This is a genomic window from Pelomonas cellulosilytica (assembly GCF_021353265.1).
GTDB classification, from domain to species: Bacteria; Pseudomonadota; Gammaproteobacteria; order Burkholderiales; family Burkholderiaceae_C; genus Pelomonas; species Pelomonas cellulosilytica.
Window position 1 is genome coordinate 39,140 of record NZ_JAJTWU010000006.1, and the last position, 20,555, is coordinate 59,694.

General features: G+C 68.0%; 19 protein-coding genes and 1 riboswitch. Of the genes, 11 read left to right on the forward strand and 8 right to left on the reverse strand.

The window, feature by feature from the left end; all coding sequences use genetic code 11:
• Window positions 1-6: 6 nt before the first annotated feature.
• Window positions 7-1,836 (reverse strand): phosphogluconate dehydratase, encoded by a 1,830-nt coding sequence (edd, locus tag LXT13_RS15560; RefSeq protein ID WP_233372882.1) that lies wholly within the window; start codon window positions 1,834-1,836, stop codon window positions 7-9.
• A 102-nt stretch (window positions 1,837-1,938) separates the two neighbouring features.
• On the opposite strand from edd, the gene LXT13_RS15565 reads away from it, so the two are divergent.
• Entirely contained in the window at window positions 1,939-2,589 is a 651-nt protein-coding gene (locus tag LXT13_RS15565) for a gamma-glutamylcyclotransferase (RefSeq protein WP_419964679.1), read from the forward strand.
• On the opposite strand, the gene LXT13_RS15570 is transcribed toward LXT13_RS15565, so the two are convergent.
• Window positions 2,584-3,195, reverse strand: coding sequence for a nucleotidyltransferase family protein (locus tag LXT13_RS15570; RefSeq protein WP_233372884.1), 612 nt, complete (start codon window positions 3,193-3,195; stop codon window positions 2,584-2,586). The two genes, LXT13_RS15565 and LXT13_RS15570, sit on opposite strands and share 6 nt — an antisense overlap.
• Before the next feature lie 109 nt (window positions 3,196-3,304).
• Between LXT13_RS15570 and pdxH the strand changes: the two genes are divergently transcribed.
• Window positions 3,305-3,940, forward strand: a complete 636-nt coding sequence (gene pdxH, locus LXT13_RS15575; protein ID WP_233372885.1) for a pyridoxamine 5'-phosphate oxidase — start codon at window positions 3,305-3,307, stop codon at window positions 3,938-3,940.
• On the opposite strand, the gene LXT13_RS15580 is transcribed toward pdxH, so the two are convergent.
• Genes LXT13_RS15580 through LXT13_RS15600 form a run of 5 tightly spaced genes read right to left on the reverse strand, consistent with a single transcriptional unit; the run spans window position 3,941 to window position 10,283 of the window.
• On the reverse strand, window positions 3,941-4,429 hold the full coding sequence (locus LXT13_RS15580; RefSeq protein ID WP_233372886.1) for a DUF3299 domain-containing protein: 489 nt from the start codon (window positions 4,427-4,429) through the stop codon (window positions 3,941-3,943). It abuts the gene before it with no gap.
• Window positions 4,430-4,446: 17 nt separating this feature from the next.
• Entirely contained in the window at window positions 4,447-5,631 is a 1,185-nt protein-coding gene (locus LXT13_RS15585; RefSeq protein ID WP_233372887.1) for an ABC transporter permease, read from the reverse strand.
• Window positions 5,628-6,308, reverse strand: coding sequence for an ABC transporter ATP-binding protein (locus tag LXT13_RS15590; protein WP_233372888.1), 681 nt, complete (start codon window positions 6,306-6,308; stop codon window positions 5,628-5,630). Before LXT13_RS15590 ends, LXT13_RS15585 begins: the two co-directional genes overlap by 4 nt.
• On the reverse strand, window positions 6,305-6,832 hold the full coding sequence (gene msrA, locus LXT13_RS15595; protein WP_233372889.1) for a peptide-methionine (S)-S-oxide reductase MsrA: 528 nt from the start codon (window positions 6,830-6,832) through the stop codon (window positions 6,305-6,307). Before msrA ends, LXT13_RS15590 begins: the two co-directional genes overlap by 4 nt.
• 10 nt (window positions 6,833-6,842) lie before the next feature.
• The gene (locus LXT13_RS15600) at window positions 6,843-10,283 is read right to left on the reverse strand and encodes a DUF748 domain-containing protein (protein ID WP_233372890.1); all 3,441 of its coding nucleotides are present in this window, start codon (window positions 10,281-10,283) and stop codon (window positions 6,843-6,845) included.
• Between the two features lie 36 nt (window positions 10,284-10,319).
• Here LXT13_RS15600 and LXT13_RS15605 point away from each other — a divergent pair, with 36 nt between their 5' ends.
• Window positions 10,320-11,111, forward strand: a complete 792-nt coding sequence (locus LXT13_RS15605; RefSeq protein WP_233372891.1) for a YdcF family protein — start codon at window positions 10,320-10,322, stop codon at window positions 11,109-11,111.
• A gap of 157 nt (window positions 11,112-11,268) precedes the next feature.
• Here LXT13_RS15605 and ubiD read toward each other — a convergent pair whose 3' ends face one another.
• The gene (gene ubiD / locus LXT13_RS15610; RefSeq protein ID WP_233372892.1) at window positions 11,269-12,810 is read right to left on the reverse strand and encodes a 4-hydroxy-3-polyprenylbenzoate decarboxylase; all 1,542 of its coding nucleotides are present in this window, start codon (window positions 12,808-12,810) and stop codon (window positions 11,269-11,271) included.
• A gap of 195 nt (window positions 12,811-13,005) precedes the next feature.
• Between ubiD and LXT13_RS15615 the strand changes: the two genes are divergently transcribed.
• The 8 genes from LXT13_RS15615 to LXT13_RS15655 all read left to right on the forward strand — a co-directional run bounded on the left by LXT13_RS15615 (window position 13,006) and on the right by LXT13_RS15655 (window position 20,552).
• Window positions 13,006-13,854: a lytic transglycosylase domain-containing protein gene (locus LXT13_RS15615; protein ID WP_233372893.1), complete on the forward strand. Its 849-nt coding sequence runs from the start codon at window positions 13,006-13,008 to the stop codon at window positions 13,852-13,854.
• A gap of 68 nt (window positions 13,855-13,922) precedes the next feature.
• Window positions 13,923-14,042: riboswitch (ZMP/ZTP riboswitch) on the forward strand.
• 59 nt (window positions 14,043-14,101) lie between these two features.
• Entirely contained in the window at window positions 14,102-15,355 is a 1,254-nt protein-coding gene (gene glyA, locus LXT13_RS15620) for a serine hydroxymethyltransferase (RefSeq protein ID WP_233372894.1), read from the forward strand.
• Between the two features lie 8 nt (window positions 15,356-15,363).
• A complete protein-coding gene (nrdR, locus tag LXT13_RS15625; protein ID WP_233372895.1) occupies window positions 15,364-15,807 on the forward strand; it encodes a transcriptional regulator NrdR in 444 nt (147 codons plus the stop codon).
• Window positions 15,808-16,146: 339 nt separating this feature from the next.
• Complete coding sequence (locus tag LXT13_RS15635) at window positions 16,147-16,620, forward strand: type IV pilin protein (protein ID WP_304622818.1); 474 nt, start codon at window positions 16,147-16,149, stop codon at window positions 16,618-16,620.
• 2 nt (window positions 16,621-16,622) lie between these two features.
• Window positions 16,623-17,216 carry a pilus assembly FimT family protein gene (locus tag LXT13_RS15640; protein WP_233372896.1) on the forward strand — a complete coding sequence of 198 codons (594 nt, stop codon included), beginning with the start codon at window positions 16,623-16,625 and terminating at the stop codon, window positions 17,214-17,216.
• Window positions 17,213-17,941 carry a PilW family protein gene (locus tag LXT13_RS15645; protein ID WP_233372897.1) on the forward strand — a complete coding sequence of 243 codons (729 nt, stop codon included), beginning with the start codon at window positions 17,213-17,215 and terminating at the stop codon, window positions 17,939-17,941. The genes LXT13_RS15640 and LXT13_RS15645 overlap by 4 nt, the downstream gene beginning before the upstream one ends.
• On the forward strand, window positions 17,938-19,221 hold the full coding sequence (locus tag LXT13_RS15650) for a PilX N-terminal domain-containing pilus assembly protein (RefSeq protein WP_233372898.1): 1,284 nt from the start codon (window positions 17,938-17,940) through the stop codon (window positions 19,219-19,221). The genes LXT13_RS15645 and LXT13_RS15650 overlap by 4 nt, the downstream gene beginning before the upstream one ends.
• Window positions 19,222-19,226: 5 nt before the next feature.
• Window positions 19,227-20,552, forward strand: a complete 1,326-nt coding sequence (locus LXT13_RS15655) for a type IV pilus modification PilV family protein (protein ID WP_233373212.1) — start codon at window positions 19,227-19,229, stop codon at window positions 20,550-20,552.
• Window positions 20,553-20,555 lie beyond the last annotated feature (3 nt).

Consider the following 20,555-nt stretch of genomic DNA (forward strand, 5'->3'; position numbering starts at 1 on the left):
GGATTCTCAGAGCCAAGTGATGGCGCCTTCTTCGGCGCTGAGGGCGTTGCGGCGCATACCGGCGAACAGTTCACGGCCCAGGCCGTGGGCATTGACGAGCGCTTCGGCCGGGTCCAGCTTGGCCAGCTCGCGGGCGTTCCATTCCGCATCTGGCACCAGCGCCTGCAGCGTGCCGGCCACGCCGTCCACGCGCACGACGTCGCCGTCGCGCAGACGGGCCAGCGGGCCGCCGGCCAGCGCCTCGGGGCTGACGTGGATGGCCGCGGGCACCTTGCCCGAGGCGCCGCTCATGCGGCCGTCGGTGACGAGGGCGACGCGGAAGCCCTTGCCCTGCAGCACGGCCAGCGGCGGCGTGAGCTTGTGCAGCTCGGGCATGCCGTTCGCGTGCGGCCCCTGGAAGCGCACGACGACGACCACGTCGCGCTCCAGCTCGCCGGCCTTGAAGGCGGCCTGCATGGCCTCTTGCGTCGTGAAGATGCGGCAAGGCGCCTCGACGATATGGCGGTCCTCCGGCACGGCGGAGATCTTGATGACGGCGCGGCCAAGGTTGCCCGTGAGCAGCATCAGGCCGCCGGTCGCGCTGAATGGCGCACCGGCCGTGCGCACCACGCCGTCGTCGCCACTGACGGCCGGCAAGGCCTCACGCACCACCTCGCCGCCCTGCCCCACGGCGCGTGGCACGAAAGTGTAGGGGCGCATGCTGTCGCCGCCCACGCTCACCGCATCCTCGTGCATGAGGCCGGCGTCCAGCAGCTCGCGGATGACGAAGCTCGGGCCGCCCGCGGCCTGGAACTGGTTCACGTCGGCGCTGCCGTTGGGGTAGACGCGCGCCAGCAGCGGCACGACACCGGAAAGGTCGGAGAAGTCCGTCCAGTCGATCAGGATGCCGGCCGAGCGCGCCACGGCGACCCAGTGGATTAGGTGATTGGTGGAGCCGCCGGTGGCCAGCAGCGCGACCATTGCGTTGACGATGCTGCGCTCGTCCACCAGCTTGCCGATCGGCTTGGCGCCCTTGCCAGGCTTGCGGCCGCTGATGTCCAGCGCCGTGGCGACGGCTTCGTTCGTCAGCGCGGCACGCAGGTCGTCGTGCGGGTGCACGAAGGCGCTGCCGGGCACGTGCAGGCCCATGGCTTCCAGCAGCATCTGGTTGCTGTTGGCGGTGCCGTAGAAGGTGCAGGTGCCGGCGCTGTGGTAAGCGGCGGACTCGCTCTTCAGCAGCTCGTCACGGCCGACCTTGCCCTGCGCGTAGAGCTCGCGCACCTTCGCCTTCTCGCTGTTGGAGATGCCCGTGCCCATCGGGCCCGCGGGCACGAAGACGCAAGGCAGATGGCCGAAGTGCAGCGCACCGATCAACAGGCCCGGCACGATCTTGTCGCAGATGCCCAGCAGCAGCGCGGCGTCGAATACATCGTGCGTCAGCGCAATGGCGGTCGCCATGGCGATGGTGTCGCGCGAGAACAGGCTCAGCTCCATGCCGGGCAGGCCTTGCGTCACGCCGTCGCACATCGCCGGCACCCCGCCGGCCACCTGCACGGTGGCGCCCAGGCGGTGTGCCGTCGCGCGGATCTGTGCCGGATAGCCCTCGTAGGGCTGGTGGGCCGACAGCATGTCGTTGTAGGCCGTGACGACGCCCAGGTGCGGCGCCTTCTCGGCGACGACGCGGAACTTGTCGTTGTCCGGCAGCGCCGCGACGGCATGGGCGACGTTGGCGCAACCCATGCGCTCGAAGCCCCGCTGGCGGTTGTCCATCTGCGCGATGCGAGCGAGGTAGTCGCCCCGCAGCTTGGCGCTGCGCTCGCGGATGCGCTGGGTGACTTCTTGGAGGGTGGAATTCATGGAGGTCTCCGGACGGTCTCGGTCTCGTAACCAAGCCTTGCGAATTTAGGTAACCATATTACTTGCCCGCCGCGGGTCCCGGGTTACGGTCGGGGTACCGACATGACAACATGCGTGGCAATGGCGTCACTGGCAATCCCGATTCCCCACGGCCCGGCCCGCAGCGCCCACCTGCTGCAGCGCACCGCCCGCGAGTGGCGCGACGGCGGCGAGGACCTGCTGCTTTTCGCCTACGGCTCGCTGATCTGGCGGCCGGAGTTCGAGTATGCCGAGGCCCTGCACGCGCGGGTGCTCGGCTACCACCGCGTGCTGCGCATGCGCTCCAGCGTGAACCGCGGCTCGCCACAGCAGCCAGGCCTCGTGCTAGCGCTGGTGTCCGGCGGCAGTTGCCGCGGGCTGGTCTACCGCATCCCGCGCAATGCCGGAGAAGAGACGCTGGAGCGCCTGTGGGCGCGCGAGATGCCCAACGGCGTCTATGAACCCCGCTGGCTGAATTGCATGACGGAAACCGGCGAGCCGCGGCGCCTGCGTGCGCTGGCGTTCACGCTGTCGCGGCAAAGCCCGCATTGGACCGGCACCCTGCACGAGCCAGAGCTGCTTCACATCTTCCGCCACGCGCAAGGCCGCTACGGCACGACGCTCGACTACCTGCTGCGCACGGTGCAGGGTTTGCGCGAGCAAGGCATCCGCGACAAGGAGCTGGAGCGCCAGGCCCATCTCGCCGCGCAACACGGCCTGTGCGCGCCGCTATAAACGCACGCGCTCGAGGTCCTGGGGCGTGTCGACGTCGACATGCACCCCCGGGTCGTCCACCGTGATGGGGTGAGCCGCATAGCGCGCCACGATGCGCCGGGCGCCCTCGTCGCCGTGCAGCGCCATCAATTCCGAATAGAGCTCGGTACCAAAACCGACCGGATGGCCGCGCAGCCCCTGGTATTGCGGATAGCAGACCGGATAGCGCTCCAGGCATTGCGCAACGGCCAGCATCGTGTCGGTGCGCACCAGCGGCATGTCGCCGGGCAGGATGAGCCAGCCCTCGGCATCGCCGGTCGCGCTGACGCCGGCCACGATGGAATGCCCCATGCCGACCGGCAGCGGCCGCCCCTGCGCATCGACCTCCGGGAGCACGACGACATCGCGCGCGGCTACGACGCGGTTGGCCAGTGTGGCCAGAGCCGGCGTCGTGACGACGACGACCGGCAACTGCGTCTTGACGGCATGCGCCAGCGTACGCTCCAGCACCGTCACCGTCTCGGCACCCGGCGCGCCTTCGATCGGCTGGGCAAGCTTGTGGACCGCCCCGCGGAACCGTGTGCCACGGCCTGCGGCCAGCACGACGATGGCGGGACGTCGCTTCATCATGTTGTGGCCCTGTGGGTGGTTTGCTGCACTGCCACAAGCATGCCCAGTGACCTTGTGCATGGCACTGGGGCGTTCACTTAAGGGAAGGTCTGCATACTTCGGGTCCATGAGCAAGTTGAGCGAATTCCGGAAAAGCTACGAGCTGGGGGAACTGGACGAGGCACACGCCGCGGACGGACCGCAGGCCCTCTTCAATCGGTGGATGGACGAAGCCATTTCCCATGACGTGTCCGAGCCCACCGCCATGACCGTTGCAACAGTGGGTGCGCAAGGCCGCCCGTCCACCCGTGTCGTGTTGCTGAAAGGTTGCGACGCGCGGGGCTTCGTCTGGTTCACGAACTACCAGAGTCGCAAGGGCGAGGAGCTGGCGGGCAACCCCTACGCCGCGCTGCAGTTCCACTGGGTGGAGATGGAGCGCGTCGTGCGCATCGAGGGACGCGTGGAGAAGACGTCGGCCGAGGAATCGGACGACTACTTCAAGAGCCGGCCGCTCGACTCGCGCCTGGGGGCATGGGCCTCGCCGCAGAGCCGCGTCATCAGCTCGCGCGCCGTGCTGGTGGCCAACGCGGCCAAAGCCGCCGCGCAGCACGGACTGCACCCGCCGCGCCCGCCGCACTGGGGCGGCTACCGGCTGGTGCCGGACCGTTTCGAGTTCTGGCAGGGGCGCCGCTCGCGCTTGCACGACCGGCTGTGCTTCAAGCTGACGGACGGTGCCTGGGGGCGCGAGCGCCTGGCGCCATGATCAATTGACGGCCGCGCCGTCCTCGACACGGTAGTACAGGCCGTAGGGGTCGTCGGTCAGCACTGCCAGCTGCCCCTCCACGACCACCGGCTCGAGCGTGTAGCGCACGGGCTTCTTCGTGCGCACCTCCACGAGGCCTTCGGGCCCGGCCGGCACGCAGAATGAGCAGGTTGTGGGCACCGATGACAGCAGGAAATGCTGCTGCTTGTCGCCCGCCTCCAGCGGCATCATGAAGCCCTGCACCTTGATCGTCTTGCGGTCCAGCGCCTGCACTGCGGCGGGGAAGCTCGGGATGAGCTTCTTCTTCTCGGCCCGCGCCGTGACCTGGGACAGCAGCTTCCACGACACGATGTCGGCGCGCTCTTCCAGCGGCTTGAACGGGCTGCGCGGGTCGTGAAAGCCAGGGCCTTGGCCGATGGCCGGCGGCGTCTGCGCGAAGGCTGCTGCGGCGGCAAGGCTGAGAAGGAGGAGTGCAGGCTTGAACTTCATAGCGTGATTGTCGAGTGTCAGCGTGGAGCTTGCAGCAGCGTCGTGACATCCAGACGATAGGCCCGCCAGGCGGGCCAGGCCGCCGCCAGCACTGCCAGCGAGCCGGCCATCGCCGGCACCAGCCATTCGGCCTCGCTCCAGCCCAGGGTCCCGAGCCGCAGCGATTGCCGCTCGGCCAGCAGCCGCTCCAGCACGGCGACCAGCCCGTGGCCGGCCGCCAGGCCCAGCACGGTCGCCAATGCGGCCAGCACCAGCGCCTCCAGCGCAATCAGCGCGGCAACGCGCCCCGGCGGTGCGCCAAGCATGCGCAGCATGGCCAGGTCGCCCTGTCGGGCGCGCACCGCGTGCAGCAGCGCGACCCAGACAGACAGGCCCGCTGCTGCCAGCAGCACGAGCCCGAAGCCGCGCAGCACCTCGGTGCCCGCGCCCACCAGCCGCATCAGCCGGGCGGTCTCCAGCGCCGGGGCCGCGGCCTGCAGCCCTTCCTGCGCATTGACCCAGCGCGGCAGCATGACGGCCGCCAGCGGACTGCGGTAGCGCACGAGGGCCAGCGTGATCTCGCGCGGTTCGTCGGCGTCGTGCGCCGCATGGTGGTCTTCGTGCACCTCCCAGACGGAGGCCAGGTCGGTCAGCACGAGGCGGTCCAGCACGCTGCCGGAGTCCGCCAGCACGCCAACGACCTCGAACTGATGATCGCCGTGGGCGCCACCGCCGTCGGCCAGGCCGTGGCTGCCGGCGAAGTGGTCGCCCGGCTTCAAGCCCGACGCTCGCGCGACCTCGGCACCCAGCACGGCCTGCATCGGCGCGGTCCACAGTGCCCCGTGCGCAAGCCGGCCGCCGTAGAGGCCGATGTAGTCGGGCGTGGTGCCGGCGATGCGGTAGCCGCGGAAGGAGTCGCCCAGCGACAGCGGTACGGCCTGGGCCACCAGCGGCTGGCGCTGGAGCAGGTCCAGCGTCGCCAGCGGGATGTTTCCTGTCGGGGCGTCGAGGTGAAAGACGCCGGCCAGCATGATCTGCATCGGGCTGCCCTTGGCGCCAACGACGAGGTCGATGCCCGCCAGGTCGCGCTTCAGGCCCGCTTCCACCTGGGCACTCGCGCGCAGCACGAAGGTCACGGCCGCCAGCCCCAAGGTCAGCAGTAGCAGGTTCAACGCCGCCGTCAACGGGCTGGACCACAGATAGCGCCAGGCGAGCCGGATCATGCCGCCCCCTCCCCGGCACGATCCACGGCGTCGGCGCGCGCCGGTAGCACCAGCCCGACCGCATCGGCCATCGCGGTGACGACGCGTGAATCGTGGCTGGCGACGACCAGCGTGCAGCCCTCGCGCTGCGCCACGTCGCGCAGCAAGGCCAGCATAGCCGCCGTGTGGTCGTCATCGAGATTGGCGCTGGGTTCGTCGGCCAGCAACAGGCGCGGCCGGCGCATCAACGCACGGGCCAGCGCCACGCGCTGCGCCTGACCGACGCTGAGCTGATGCGGCTTGCGTGCCGCCAGCCCAGCGATGCCCAGCGCATCGAGCAGCGCCGCGGCGCGCGCGGGCTCCGCCCCCTGACCGGCGGCCAGCGCCGGCAGCGCCAGGTTCTCAGCCACCGTCAGCGCCTCGCTGAGGTGCAGCCGCTGCGGCACGACGCCCAGCGTCGCGCCGCGCCAGGCGTCCAGCGCCCGCGGGCTCAGGCCCGCAAGCACCGTGCCGGCCACCGTCAGCTCGCCCTGCTGCACGCGCAGCAGCCCCGCCAGCAAGGCCAGCAGCGTGGACTTGCCAGAGCCCGAAGCGCCCTGCAGCAACAGATGGCGACCGGCAGGAAGTGCGAAGTCGGCGTAGGCGATCTCCGCCCCGTTGGCATAGCGATGCCGCAGGCCCTGCCAGGCGAGCGTCACTTGACCAGCCGCTTGAAGCTGGTCAGGAACTTGTCCACCTTGCCGGCGACGACGAAGGCGCAGTAGCCCTGGTCGGGGTGGCGCGCGTAGTAGTGCTGGTGGTAGGCCTCGGCCGGGTGGTAGTTCGTCTCCGGCTGCAGTTCGGTGACGACACGGCCGGCGTGCGCGTCGTTAGCGTCGGCAATGACCTCGGCCGCCAGCTGACGTTGCGCCTCGGTGTGCCAGTAGATGCCGGAGCGGTACTGCGTGCCAACGTCGGCGCCCTGGCGGTTGAGCGTCGTCGGGTCATGGATCGTGAAGAACACTTCCAGCAGCTCGCGCAGCGACACCTCGGCCGGGTCGAAGTCGAGGCGCACCACCTCGGCATGGCCGGTGCTGCCGCTGCAGACCTGCTCGTAGTTGGGCTGGGCGGCGTGGCCGTTGCTGTAGCCGTTTTCCACACGGTGTACGCCACGCACGCGCTCGTAGACGGCTTCAAGGCACCAGAAGCAACCGCCGGCCAGGGTGATGCGTTCGAGATTCATCGCAAGACTTTCATGGAGCGTCGAGGGAGATCTCGACATGGGGGCGCCAGCCGCTGTCGCAAGCGCCATTGCAGAGCTTGGGTGGACCTAGGAAGACCCGCGCATTGGGGGCGCCGCGGGCGAGCAGCGCATCGCGCACGGCGACGGCCCGCGCCACGGCAAGTTGTCGCAGCGCCTCGTCATCGACGTCGTCCCGTGCCATCAGCAGGCCGCGCATCTGGGCCGGCGGCAGTTCCTTCGGCAGGCCGAGCACATTGCGCGGCTTGTTCGGCAGCGACGTGGCGTCGTACAGACGTTTCAACGCCGCCTCCGGCGTGGCCGCGCGCTGGGCTTGCAGCGCCGCGGCCAGATGCAGCTCGCGCAGCGCGGGCACCTCGGTTTCCGAGTCGGCCCAGCCGGTCAGCGTCAGCTGCACGGCCGGCTTGTCGGCCAGTTGCCGCGCAATGCGTTCGAGCTGCTCGCCAGCGGCCAGTTCGGCGCTCCCAGGGGCGAAGGCGATCTGGGCTTCCTCGGGCGAATCACTGCCCGAGAACAGCGAGAACGGCGATGTCAGCGCCTTGCCCACCAGGTTAAGGACGAGCCTCCACACTAGGCCGCCCACGCTGAACTCGGGGTCGTTCAGCGAGCCGCTGACCGGCAGGTTGACCTCGATGACGCCATTGCGGTCCTTCAGCAGCGAGACCGCGAAGCGCACGGGCAGCGTCGTCGCGTCGGGGCTGTCGACGCGCTCGCCGAACGTAAGCTGGTTCAGCGTGATCTGGTTGCTGGCCACCAGCTGGCCGCCGGGATCGAGCTGATAGTGCAGCCGGGCCGACAGCTTGCCGCGCTCGATGCCGTAGCCGACGTACTTGCCAGCATAGCCGGACAGCGGCGCCAGCTCGATGTCGCTGGCTTGCGCGTCCACGTCCATCGCCAGCGGGCTGCCTGGCTTGAGCTGGCCGTCCACGGCCAGCTGGCCCGTGCCGGCAATCTTGCCGCGCAAGGTCAGCGGCGCCATCGCCGTACCGGTCGTCGAGAAGGCGCCCAGCGAGCCCTGCAGCTCGCTCAGCCGCGCGCTGTAGTGCGGCTTGATGAAGCGGTCGTTGAAGTCGACCAGGCCGCGGTTGACGCGCAGGCGTTCGACGGCCAGCTCGGCCGACGGCGCCGAGGCAGTGGGCTGCACCGGTGCGGCGGCGGACGCCGCGGCCGCCGGGCGCAGGTCGCGAAGGTTGAAGCGCCCCTGCTCGTTGACGATGAGGCGGGCGTAGCCGTCGTCCAGCGTCGCGTCGCGGACAGCCACACGTGTCGGCGTGCCGGGCGCGAGCGACAGCCTCAGCCCGTCGAGCTGCAGCGCTTGGAAGCTGAGCAGGTCTTCGCCGGCGACGCGCTGACCGTCGACGAGGCGGGTCTGCAGCAATGCCAGCGGGCCGATGCGCGCATCCCCCTCCAGCCGGGCCTGCCAGGTGCCGTCCGGCTGCCGGGCGCCGTTCAGCTCGGCCACCAGCCCCAGCTCGGCCCGCTGCAGCTGCACACCCCAGGCGGCGTCCAGGTAGGCGCTCAGCCACTGCACCGGCAGGCCCTGCGCCTTCAGGCTGCCGCTGGCGGACAGTGGCGCGAGGCCTAGGCGGCCGTTCCATTGCAGCTGGCCGCCACCGCCGGGCGCCTCGCCGCCCTCCTGAGCGGCCAGCCGCGTCGACAGCTGCACGGGCACGGCGTCGGTGGCTGGCCAGGTAAACGCGCCGAGCTGAAGCCGCAGCGGCTCGGCCGTCAGTGCCACCTCCGGCGTGCCCGCCGGGACCGCGACGTCGCGCCAACGCAGGCTGCCGCGGTCGATCTGCAGACCGGCCAGCTGCAACGTCCAGCCGGGGCCGTTGCTGCCGGCAACCTCCGGCGGCCGCAGCGCGTCGATGTTGAGCCGCCCGTCCGCCGTCCGCGCGAGTTGGCCGCGCGGCGCATCGAGCGTCAACGTGCCCAGTTTCAGCTGGCGGGCGGCGGGGTCGATGTCGGCCCGGTCCAGCCGCGCTTCGGCCACCGTCAGCAGCGGCTGACCGGCCAGCAGCGCCTGGACGTTGCGGGCGTCGACTTCGGTCACCTTGAGCTGAGCGCGATCGGCGGCCCCTGCAACCAGCGGCTGCTTCACCTGCAGCGCCAGCTGGCCGGACAGCGTGGCGACCAGCTTCGCGCCGCCAGGTAGCGGCAGCCACGGCGCCAGGCGGGCCATGGGCAGACCCTGGGCGCGCGCTTGCACGTCCAGCTCGTCGGTAGACAAGAGGGCCTGTGCGGTCAATGTGCCGTCGCCCAGTCGCAGGCCAAGGTTCAGCGTCGTGGGCCTGGCGAGCGGCCAGTCGGCGGCACCGGTCTTCAGCTGGATGGCATCCAACGTCAGCTCGCCGGCATGCAGCTCGCCGTCGCTCAACGCCAGCCCGCCAAGGCTGAATTGCCAGGGCGGCCCGGCGACGCTGCTGCCTGTCGTGGCCGGCCAGGGCCGCAGCCAGCCTTGCGGCGCTTCGAGCCGGACCGTTCCAAGCGCCACGCGGCGGCGCAGCGGTTGCACGTCGCTCAACGGCAGCGTGAGGTGCTTGAGCGCCAGCCACGGCTGGCCGCTCGGCTGCGTCAGCGACAGGTCGTGCACCTGCAGCGCGCCCGTGAGCTTCACGTCGGGCGTCTGACGGGTGCGTTCGGCGAAATCCAGCGTCAGGTCCACGTCCAGCCGGCCCGCGGCCAGCCGCAGCGGCAGGCTAGCGGGCAGATAGGCGCCCAGCGGCGCGAGGTCCAGCCCGGCCAGCTTGAGGCTGAAACGTCCACTGGCATCGTCGGCAAACGGCAGCGCCTCGACGCGGCTGTCGAAGGCGACGCCGTCGAGCTGGCCGCTCAGGTGCGGCTGCACGGTGACCTTGACGTCAGAGTCCAGCGTCGACAGGAACGGCAGCGCCAGGTGCAGGCCGGCCAGCTCGTGCTGCCGCTGCACCGGCCGGTCGTCGAACAGCACGCGGCCGTCCTGCAGCTCGATGTTGTATATGGCGATGTCCGGCTCGTCGGCCGGCGGGTCTCCGGGCTTGGCGGCGAAGTGCGCCAGCAGGTCGTCGATGTCGTAATGGCCATCAGCGAGGCGCGCGACCCGCAGCTCGGGGCGCGTCAGCACCAGCGATTCGAAGACGACATGGCCGCGCAGCAGCGACCGCAGCGACAGCGCAGCGTCCAGCCGGGCCAACGTCAGCAAAGGCGGCCGGTCGGCTGCCGGGCCTGCCACGCGCACGCCGTCGATGACCAGCGCGAGCCGCCAGGGCTCCACATGGGCCTGCTCGATGAGCACCGGCCGGCCCAGCGTTTCGCCGGCCAGCGTCGCGCCGCGCCCCACGACCCAGCCGGGCAACGCGAAGGTCAGGATCAGCAACAGCAGCGTGCCGAGCGCCGACAGCGCGGCGAGAGCCAACGCGGCGGTGCGGAGCAGGGATCGGGGGTGGTGGTTCACGGGGGCCGCATTATTGATGTGGGCGATGATGCGGCGGTGAACCTTGCCGTCGATTACGCCCTCTTCAAGACCCTGCTGTTGGTTGCGCTGCTGCCGCCAGTGCCCATGCTGCTGCTGGCCGGCTGGGGCGGTTGGCGGTTGAAGCGCCAGCGCCGCGGCGGCGGCTGGTTGTTGGGCGCGGCGCTGGTGCTGGCCTGGCTCTCGACCACGACGGCGGCCGGCGAGCTGCTGAGCCGGGCCTCGCGGCTGCCCAAGGCGTTGAGCGCCGCCCAGATCGACGCCATGCGTGGCCGCGTCCACGGCGCCGTGCTGGTGCTGGGCGGCGGCGTGCATGGCCATGTGCCCGAGTACGACGGCCCCGCGCCGATGCGGCTCACCGCCGAGCGACTGGCCTATGGCGTCTGGCTGGCACGGCGCACCAGCTGGCCGCTGGCCTATTCCGGCGGTATCGGCTGGACGGCGACGCGACTGCGACGGCCGGAGGCGGAGGTGGTCGCGCGTGTCGCGGCCGAGGACTACCAGTTGCCCCTGCGCTGGCAGGAATCCCGCTCGCGGGACACGCGCGAGAATGCGAGCCACACGCTGCCCATGCTGGCGGCAGCCGGCGTGAAGGAGGTCGTGCTGGTGACGGACGACGCGCACATGCGGCGGGCGCTTCGCGCGTTCGAGACCGAGGCCGCGCCGCTGGGCTTGCGCATCGTCGCAGCGCCCATCGGCCTGGAGGACGACGGCGTCAGCGGCTTGACGGATTGGTGCCCGTCCGTCGAGGGCTTTGCGCGCGTGCGAAACCTCGTCTACGAAACGCTGGCCTGGTGGGCCGGACGGTAGGCCTGAAATAAGAAACCCCGCCGGGCTTGGAGGCCGGGCGGGGCGGGTGGCGAGGCCACCTTGGGGCTCAGCGGCGATGTGCCACCGGGCTCCTGGCGCGCAACGATTGCGCCAGAGGGTTTGCCTGAAAAGGCCTCCAAACAGTAGGCGAGCCTGTTCAGTTCTTCAAGAAAAGTTGTTCGAACAGCGCGTCGGTCTTCGCTCTGACATCCGCCGGCAGGTTGATGCCCCGCCCCCATTCGCGGCTCGTCTCGCCGGGCCACTTGTTCGTCGCATCTAGTCCCATCTTGCCGCCCAGGCCGCTGACAGGTGATGCGAAGTCCAGGTAATCAATGGGCGTGTTGTCCACCAACGTGGTGTCGCGCACCGGGTCCATGCGGGTCGTGATGGCCCAGATGACCTCCTGCCAGTTGCGCGTGTCGATGTCGTCGTCAACGACGACGATGAACTTCGTGTACATGAACTGGCGCAGGAAGCTCCAGATGCCGAACATCAGCCGCTTGGCATGGCCCGGGTAGGCCTTCTTGATGGACACGACCGCCATGCGGTAGCTGCAGCCCTCGGGCGGAAGATAGAAGTCCACGATCTCCGGAAACTGCTTTTGCAGGATGGGCACGAAGACCTCGTTGAGCGCCACGCCGAGGATGGCCGGCTCGTCGGGCGGCTTGCCCGTGTAGGTGGAGTGGTAGATCGGGTTGCGCCGCTGCATCTGGCGGCTGACCTCGAACACCGGGAACCAGTCCTGTTCGTTGTAGTAGCCGGTGTGGTCGCCAAACGGGCCCTCTAGCGCATGCAGGTAGCCGCCCTTCTCCTTGAGCGGCACGCCGCGCTCGCTGACGCCCGCGTAGCCGATCGCGGCGACGGGAATATGGCCCTCCAGCACGATCTCGGCCGACGCCGGCGCCTGCAGCGGCGCGCCGTCGCGGCCGACGCCGGTCTGGACCAACTCCGTCCGCGAGCCGCGCAACAGGCCGGCGAATTGGTACTCGGACAGGCTGTCCGGCACCGGCGTGACCGCGCCGAGGATGGTCGCCGGATCGGCGCCCAGTGCGACGGCGATGGGGAACGGCTCGCCGGGATGGGCCAAGGCGTGGTCCCGGAAGTCCAGCGCCCCGCCGCGGTGGGCCAACCAGCGCATGATGACCTGGCGCGGGCCAATCAGCTGCTGGCGATAGATGCCCAGGTTCTGCCGGCTACGCGTCGGGCCGCGTGTGATGACGAGGCCCCAGGTGATCAGCGGCCCGGCGTCGTCGGGCCAGCAGGTCTGGATCGGCAGGCGGCCCAGGTCGATGTCGCCGCCTTCGATGACTTCTTCCTGGCAGGGCGCACGGCGCTGCAGGCTCGGCTTCATGTCCCACAGCGCCTTGGCCATCTGCAGCAGCTTGCCGGCATCCTTCAGGCCCTTGGGCGGCTCCGGCTCCTTGAGGCTCGCCAGCACGCGGCCGACGTCGCGCAATTCGGCCAGCGATTCCGCCCCCATGCCCAGCGCGACGCGGCGGGTTGTCCCAAAAAGATTGGTCAAGGCGGCGGTGGCATGGCCCGCCGGGTTCTCGAACAAAAGGGCGGGGCCGCCCGCGCGCAGCACACGGTCGCTCAGCGACGTCATCTCCAGCACCGGAGAGACTTTTTCCACCACGCGCCGTAGTTCGCCGAGGGCTTCCAGGCCGGCCATGAAGTCCCGGAGGTCGCTGTATTTCATAACTAAAAGTAGTTTTAAGAGACCCAGATAGCCTTGACCGGTTATCTGTCGATCGTAGAATCCGCCGCCTCGGGTTTGTACTGAACCACCCGGCCGGGCCAACGGCCCGCGCAAAGGCCGGAAATTATGACCGTCGCCTCTCCCAGGTCGCCGCTTGTGCGGCGCCTGCGGCGGGTCGCGACATCAAGGAGTCGCATGACGACAAGTCAAGACCTCGCCACGCTGGCTCGCCACGTACGCCTGTCCGCCTCGGTGTTCATCCAGGACATCGGCAACGGGCTGCTCGTGGTCAGTCACAACACGCTGGCCCTCGTCGGGCTGGCCGTGGTGGCGGTCGGGCTGGTGTTCACGAGCCAGCCCGGGCTGCAGGAGCGGCTGGAGGCCGCTACCCTCGGCTGGCTGAACGCGCGCCACGAGGCACGGGCCGAAGCCGAAGGCGGCGGCACGCTGGGCCCGGCCGAGCCGGACGCCATCGCCCGCGCCACCGCCGCCGATCCCAAGGAGCTGTCGCGCCAGCAAGCCGCCGTCGCCCACTGGCTGGCCCGCCGTTACAGCGTGGCGCCTGAGCCGCTGAGCCGCCTCGTGCAGGAGGCCTGGAACGTCGGCAACCGCGCCAAGGTCGAGCCGACGCTGATCCTGGCCATCATGGCCATCGAGTCACGCTTCAACCCGTTCGCGCAGAGCGCCGTGGGTGCGCAGGGGTTGATGCAGGTCATGACGCGCGTGCATGACGACAAGTACGAAGCCTTTGGCGGCACGCTGGCCGCGTTCGACCCTGTCACAAACCTGCGCGTGGGCGTGCAGGTGCTCAAGGAATGCATCCAGCGGGCCGGCAGCGTAGAGGAAGGCCTGCGGTACTACGTTGGCGCGGCCAACCTGGCTGAAGACACCGGCTACGCGACCCGTGTGCTGACCGAGCATGAGTTGCTGAAGGCCGTGGCCGCTGGCCGCTCGGTACCGGCAGCGCCCAGTGTCCGACCGATGCGCGAAGCAGCATCAGCACCGACTGGCGGCGACGCCGCGCAAATCGCGCTGTTGCGCTGACGATCGGCCCGGCTCGCCGACCGGGCTGCGCGGCATCGGCTGCCAGCGGCTTCCGCAGCCATTACACTGGCCGCTCACGCGACTGGCGATCAGGGTCACAAGCGGACCCGAGGTGGGCCACCACCGGGGAGCGTGAGGCGGTCAAGCTTCGGGCTTGCCGCTGTCAGCCGTTCGCCTGGGCAGCCCGGTTAATCACGCCCGCTCGTGAAGCGCCTGGGATTCACCGCCTACCTTCGGAATCACCGCCATGTTTGACCGCAATACTTCCACCCTCGCTCTGGTCGACCCGGAACTCTGGACGGCCGTCCAGAACGAGACCCGCCGCCAGGAAGAGCACATCGAGCTGATCGCCAGCGAGAACTACACCTCGCCCGCAGTGATGCAGGCCCAGGGCAGCCAGCTGACCAACAAGTACGCCGAGGGCTACCCCGGCAAGCGCTATTACGGTGGCTGCGAGTACGTTGATGTCGCCGAGCAACTGGCCATCGACCGCGTCAAGCAGCTGTTTGGCGCCGAATTCGCCAACGTGCAGCCGAACAGCGGCTCGCAGGCCAACCAGGGCGTGTTCTTCGCGCTGCTGCAGCCCGGCGACACCATCATGGGCATGAGCCTCGCCGAGGGCGGCCACCTGACGCACGGCATGCCGCTGAACATGAGCGGCAAGTGGTTCAACGTCATCAGCTATGGCCTGGATGCGAACGAAGCCATCGACTATGACGCCATGGAAGCACTGGCCCGCGAAAAGAAGCCCAAGCTCATCATCGCCGGCGCCTCCGCCTACTCGCTGCGCATCGACTTTGAGCGCTTCGGCAAGATCGCCAAGGAGATCGGCGCCTACTTCATGGTCGACATGGCCCACTACGCCGGCCTGATCGCCGCGGGCGTCTACCCCAATCCCCTGCCCCACGCTGACGTCGTCACGTCCACCACGCACAAGAGCCTGCGCGGCCCGCGCGGCGGCATCATCCTGACGAACAAGGAAGACATCGCCAAGAAGATCAACTCGGCGATCTTCCCCGGCATCCAGGGCGGCCCGCTGATGCACGTCATCGCGGGCAAGGCGGTGGCCTTCAAGGAAGCGCTGACGCCCGAGTTCAAGGCCTACCAGGAACAGGTCGTCAAGAACGCCAAGGTGCTGGCCGAGACGCTGATCGAGCGTGGCCTGCGCATCGTCTCGGGCGGCACGGAGAGCCATGTCATGCTGGTTGACCTGCGCCCCAAGAACCTGACGGGCAAGGAAGCCGAGGCCATCCTGGGCGCCGCCCACATGACCTGCAATAAGAACGGCATCCCCAACGACCCGCAAAAGCCGATGGTCACCAGCGGCATCCGCCTGGGCACGCCAGCCATGACGACGCGCGGCTTCAAGGAAGAACAGGTGCGCGCCACCGCCAACCTGATCGCCGACGTGCTCGACAAGCCGCACGACGAGGCCAACCTGGCCGCCGTGCGCGAGAAGGTCGCCGCGCTGACGGCCGCCTTCCCGGTGTACCGCGGTTAATCCGCCGCATGCGCTGCCCGTTCTGCTCTCACGCGGAAACCCAGGTCGCCGAGACTCGGGAATCCGATGAGGGCGACGTCGTCCGGCGCCGGCGCCGCTGCCTGTCCTGCGACAAGCGCTTCACGACCTACGAGCGGGCCGACATCGCCCTGCCCTCGGTCGTCAAGAAGGATGGGCGGCGCGCCGATTTCGATCCCGCCAAGCTGAGAGCCTCGATGCAGCTGGCGCTGCGCAAGCGGCCGGTGAGCGTCGAGCAGATTGATGCAGCCATCAACCGCATCGAGGAAAAGCTGCTCGCCAGCGGTGCCCGCGAAATCGCCTCCACCCGGCTCGGTGAGCTGGTCATGCGTGAACTCAAGCGCATCGACAAGGTGGCCTATGTGCGCTTCGCGTCGGTCTATCGCAGCTTCGAAGACGTCGACGAGTTCCGCCAGCTCATCCGCGAGATCTGATCCGGGGCAGCCCTGCTCCCTTGCCGGAGAGTCCGCGGGGAAGACGCGCCCCCTCCCCTTTCGGCCCGCCCTTTCGGGTAAAGAACGCCGGCCTGGTGGTTCCTTGAGTTCGTTCGTCCGTTGACGAACCGCGAGGAAGCCACCATGTAGCGCACCCGTCAGGTCACTGCCATCACGTGACCCGCACGCAGTCGCTCAACCGGCGTCAAGCTGCCCGGCATGTCGAAGTGTGCTGGACGTCCCTTGATCGTGGTGGATGGCGACCAGCGGTCGAAAGCACCCGATGAACGGCGAACTTGTAACCGAGTGTCCCCAGGTGTTGCGCACAATTCACGACCTATGCAGTCAAGTCAGCGGCGTCACGTCTCGGGTTTCACATTGATCGAGCTGATGGTGGCTGTCGTGGTGGCCGGCATCCTTGCCGCGGTTGCCTATCCGGCCTACACCTCCTTCGTCTCCAGGGCCCGGCGTTCGGAGGCCATTGCCGTGTTGACAGCCGTCGTACAGGCGCAGGAGCGCTATCGGTCCAACCGCAACGGCTACGCACAGTCTTTCGGCGACGACGGGCTCAAGATGCAGGACGCCATCGACAAGTTGACCAAGTACTACGACATCAGCATGGCCGGTGGTGGCGAACCCGCATTCGTGAGCGGCTACTCGGTCACTGCCACAGCCAAGAATGAGGGACCGCAGTACAACGACAAGGGATGCCAGGTGTTGCAGGTGGAGCTCAACACGGCATTACTCAGCTACAAGTCGGCGAACGCGAACGGCGACGACACGACAGGCACTGCGAACTGCTGGAGCAAATGAGCATGTCCTCGCCCTCTCGTACTTCACGACGCAGCGCTGGCCTGACGCTGGTCGAAATGATGGTCGGCGTGGCGGTGCTGGGCGTCGTGGTCGCGGCTGCCATCCCATCGCTGACTGGATTGATGGAGCGCCGTCGGATCACTGCAGCGGCGAGCGAGATCGCAAGCATCTTCAACCAGGCTCGCGCGGAGTCCCTGGCGGCATCAGAACGCATCACTGTCCATATGGAGGATGTGCCTGCCACGGTCGGCCAGTTCAGCTGCATTCGACTCAGCACCCATGGCGGCATTGATCGATGCAAATGCAACCTGCCGGAGGCCTCCGTTTGCGCAACGGGCTATAGCAAACAGTTGCGCAGCTACATCCTGCCGCACAGCAGCTCGGTTCGCTTTTCCTCACAGGCGGACAAGTGGAACACCCTGTCCCAGACGGTCATCTACGCCAGCGGACTGTTGCAGGACAACGTGAGCAACGTCCGGGTGAATATCGTCGGTGACAGGACAGGCGCCAAGCTTCGCGTCGAAACGAACCCCGTCGGCCGTGTGCATATTTGTTCGCCTGATGCCAGCATGAGCGGGTATCCGAAATGCGAATGAAGTCTCCCATGCGGCCACGAGGTCTGAGCCTCGTCGAACTGATGGTCGGCATCACGGTAGGCCTCATCGTGGCGGCCGGCGCGTCCATGGTGGCCGTGAATCAGATCACTGAGCACCGGCGCCTGATGCTGGAAACCCAGATCCAACAGGATCTGCGCACCGCGGCAGATCTGCTGCAACAGGATTTGCGCCGGGCCGGCTTCCGGGCGCAGGCGTCGCAGGGTGTCTGGATACCGCCATCGGCCAGCGGTTCGTTGAACGACCGGGCGGCAGTCGCTGCCTCGGCCAACCCTTACGCGGCGATGGAGCGGACAGAGGATGAGAACACACGCGTGCTCACCTACATGTACGGTATTCCTACGAACGCGACCGGCATTCCGAAGGACAACGAGCACTTCGGGTTCAAGTGGGACAAAGGCCGTCAGGTGCTGTCACTTCAGTTGGGCAAGGACAACTGGCAGCCAATCACTGACCCTGACACGGTGCTCATCACCGATTTCAAGATTGACATCGTCTCCCCTCCGGCGGAGTCGCTCGGAGACTTTTGCGACAAACCCTGCAATCCGCCAGAAGTTGGCAAGCCGCCTGAATGTCCCATGCACCAGGTGCGGCGCGTCAGCTTCACGATCGTCGGGCAGGCGGTCCATGACCGGAATGTCGTGCGCTCGCTGTCCGGCGTTGAGCGTGTGAGGTCAGATGCGATCACTGGAGCTTGCCCGACATGACGCGGTCTCTTGTGCGCCAGCAGGCCGGTGCCGCGACGTTGATCGTCGTGATGATGCTCTTTCTCGTCATGGCCCTGCTGGCCGCGTATGCCAACCGTGGCCAGCTGTTCGAGCAACGCGTCTCGGGCACGTACGGCCGCGCAGCATTGGCACAACAGGCTGCGGAAGCGGGTGTCGAATGGACGCTTGCCCAGCTCAATGGCACGGCCATCGACAACTCGTGCAAGCCGGTGGCCGCAGGCGGGCAGCGTTTCGTGGACCGATACCTATCCATCGATGGCGCCGACCGCAGCTTCACGTGGCTCAACGGCGAGGCCAAGGGCGTCGTCGACTGCGCGCGGGATGCCGAAAACGGGAGCTGGTCCTGCCGCTGCCCGGCTGCCGACTCCAAGCACGCTGTCCGTGACTCCATGCAGGCGGAAGAGCTGACACCCAGCTTTGCAATCCTTCTCCCGAAATCGAAAGGCGCCGGCACGCTGGAGTTGACGATTCAGGGCTGCACGGACAGCAGCCCAGATCGCTGTTTGCCGGATAACCTTTTCGATCTGACCAAAGCGCAGTTAGCGACGATCAAGACCAGTGCGCTGGTCGCCCTGGTGAGTGCGGTCCGTACGCCACCTTCCATGCCATTGGTCGTCAAGGGTGACATCCAGAGCGCAGGTGCGGGCCTCGGCCTGCATAACACCGATCCGAAATCTGGTGGGCTGCTGCTCCAGATGGGCGGGAATTGGCCCGACAAGCTGGACACGCGGCTCGACACCGTGCCGGGTGCGTCACTTTCGCAGGCGGTCGTGCACGACGCGACGCTGAACGATCCGAAAACGGACGTCTTCAAGATGTACATGGGCGCCACGAGCGCTCGCTATGTGAACCACCCTGCGTTGCGCAAACTGGCCTGTGACGGCGATTGCGCCTCGGCCCTGGAGGATGCTTATGCGGCGGGCCAGCGCATCGTCTGGATTGCCGGCGACCTCAGGATCAGCAGCAACAAGGTGCTAGGCACGCTGGACGATCCCATGCTGATCGTCGCCACCGGCGCGGTCGCGTTGACCGGCCCCTTCCAGATCAACGGCATGCTGGTGGCACAAGGCGATCTGGCCTGGACCAACACCAGCGGCATGCCGTCGCTGATTAACGGCATCGTGCTTGTGGGGGGCGCCATGGCCACGCAAGGCGCCGTCGACATCGTCTACCAGCAAAAGATCGCCAACCAACTGCGCAATCGCATGGGCAGTTTCGTCCGCGTTCCCGGCGGCTGGACCGATTCGCCACCGCTGTGACCACCATGCAAAGCAGCACCAAACTTTCCCGTCGTGCTACCACGCGCCGGTCACGTGCCCAGCGCGGCGTTACGCTGATCGAGGCGCTGGTCGCCTTGGTCGTCATGGCCTTCGGCATGGTGGCGCTGGTCGGCCTGATGACCAATCTGCGCTACAGCAGCGATTTGGCGAAGCAGCGTTCCGAGGCGATGCGCCTGGCCCAGGCAGACCTGGAGTTGCTGAGGTCGTTCACGGTGCTGGACAAGACACCCATTGCCAATCCGCCGGCGGGCACCACGGACTACGACAACGACCTGAAAAGCAAGACCTTTCCTGCCATCGTCGGCCAGAACACCAATGCGACCTTCTCGCTGGTTCGTACGGTGCAGCCGCTGGTCGCAGACGCGCAGGAGCCGCAAGCCAAGATGGTGACAGTGCGGGTCTCCTGGCAGGACCGCAGCAACACCCAACAGACTCTGACGCTGGAAGGCATCATCTCCCGCTCCGACCCGGCCTACACGATGGCACTGGGTGTGACGCCACCGACCGAGGGGGTGCGCACGCCGGACGACCGCCATCCAGCGATCCCGCGCGGCGCGAAGAACCTGGGCGACGGCAGCAGCGCCTTCAGGCCGAGCCGGGACAGCGCGACGGTCTGGGTCTTCAACAACCTTAGCGGCGTCATCACCGGCAAGTGCTCGATCGACATCGACACGCCCATCACGACACTGACGGCGGAAAGCGTCGAGTCCTGCAAGAACAACACGGTAGGCTATCTTGTCAGCGGGGTGATCCGGTTTTCAACCGCCGACTCGCCCAATCCGGCCGCTCCCGACGGTGCGGCGCTGCCCGTATCGGTTTACGTCGCGCTGCGGGGCAGCGAATTCAAAGACAACATAGGCCAACTACTCCCCGGGGGCGAGTACCCGATCACTCCTAGCTCCGAGTGCTTCAGCGATGCGCCCTCGTCGCGTGCGTCGGACCAGCGGCTCGTCGACTACAACTGCATCGTCTATCCCAACAACCAGTCACCGCGCAACTGGTGGGGGCAGGTGCTGCTCAGTGGTATCGACCTCGGCGACACCGGCAAGACGTTCAAGGTCTGCCGCTACAGCGCCGACTACAACGGCAACGGTTACACCTACCTCGCCGGCTCGCCACCAAAAGTGCCGTTCCGCATCGACAACGAGGAGCACCCCGAGGTCTACCGCGGCGTCAGCGTGTCGCTCGCGCGTCAGAACTTCCTCGTCGTCCGCGGCGACGTGAGGTGCCCTACAGCACCTGCGCCCGACGCGAGCAAGGCCATCTTCGTCGACTACTCGACGATCCAGCTCCAGCCCTCGGCGCCCTGAGCC

Excerpts from the sequence above, each read along its gene's own strand:
- edd (WP_233372882.1), bottom strand. The coding sequence starts at position 1,836 with ATGAATTCCACCCTCCAAGAAGTCACCCAGCGCATCCGCGAGCGCAGC.
- LXT13_RS15565 (WP_419964679.1), top strand. The coding sequence starts at position 1,939 with ATGACAACATGCGTGGCAATGGCGTCACTGGCAATCCCGATTCCCCAC.
- LXT13_RS15570 (WP_233372884.1), bottom strand. The coding sequence starts at position 3,195 with ATGAAGCGACGTCCCGCCATCGTCGTGCTGGCCGCAGGCCGTGGCACA.
- pdxH (WP_233372885.1), top strand. The coding sequence starts at position 3,305 with ATGAGCAAGTTGAGCGAATTCCGGAAAAGCTACGAGCTGGGGGAACTG.
- LXT13_RS15580 (WP_233372886.1), bottom strand. The coding sequence starts at position 4,429 with ATGAAGTTCAAGCCTGCACTCCTCCTTCTCAGCCTTGCCGCCGCAGCA.
- LXT13_RS15585 (WP_233372887.1), bottom strand. The coding sequence starts at position 5,631 with ATGATCCGGCTCGCCTGGCGCTATCTGTGGTCCAGCCCGTTGACGGCG.
- msrA (WP_233372889.1), bottom strand. The coding sequence starts at position 6,832 with ATGAATCTCGAACGCATCACCCTGGCCGGCGGTTGCTTCTGGTGCCTT.
- ubiD (WP_233372892.1), bottom strand. The coding sequence starts at position 12,810 with ATGAAATACAGCGACCTCCGGGACTTCATGGCCGGCCTGGAAGCCCTC.
- LXT13_RS15615 (WP_233372893.1), top strand. The coding sequence starts at position 13,006 with ATGACGACAAGTCAAGACCTCGCCACGCTGGCTCGCCACGTACGCCTG.
- glyA (WP_233372894.1), top strand. The coding sequence starts at position 14,102 with ATGTTTGACCGCAATACTTCCACCCTCGCTCTGGTCGACCCGGAACTC.
- nrdR (WP_233372895.1), top strand. The coding sequence starts at position 15,364 with ATGCGCTGCCCGTTCTGCTCTCACGCGGAAACCCAGGTCGCCGAGACT.
- LXT13_RS15635 (WP_304622818.1), top strand. The coding sequence starts at position 16,147 with ATGCAGTCAAGTCAGCGGCGTCACGTCTCGGGTTTCACATTGATCGAG.
- LXT13_RS15640 (WP_233372896.1), top strand. The coding sequence starts at position 16,623 with ATGTCCTCGCCCTCTCGTACTTCACGACGCAGCGCTGGCCTGACGCTG.
- LXT13_RS15645 (WP_233372897.1), top strand. The coding sequence starts at position 17,213 with ATGAAGTCTCCCATGCGGCCACGAGGTCTGAGCCTCGTCGAACTGATG.
- LXT13_RS15650 (WP_233372898.1), top strand. The coding sequence starts at position 17,938 with ATGACGCGGTCTCTTGTGCGCCAGCAGGCCGGTGCCGCGACGTTGATC.
- LXT13_RS15655 (WP_233373212.1), top strand. The coding sequence starts at position 19,227 with ATGCAAAGCAGCACCAAACTTTCCCGTCGTGCTACCACGCGCCGGTCA.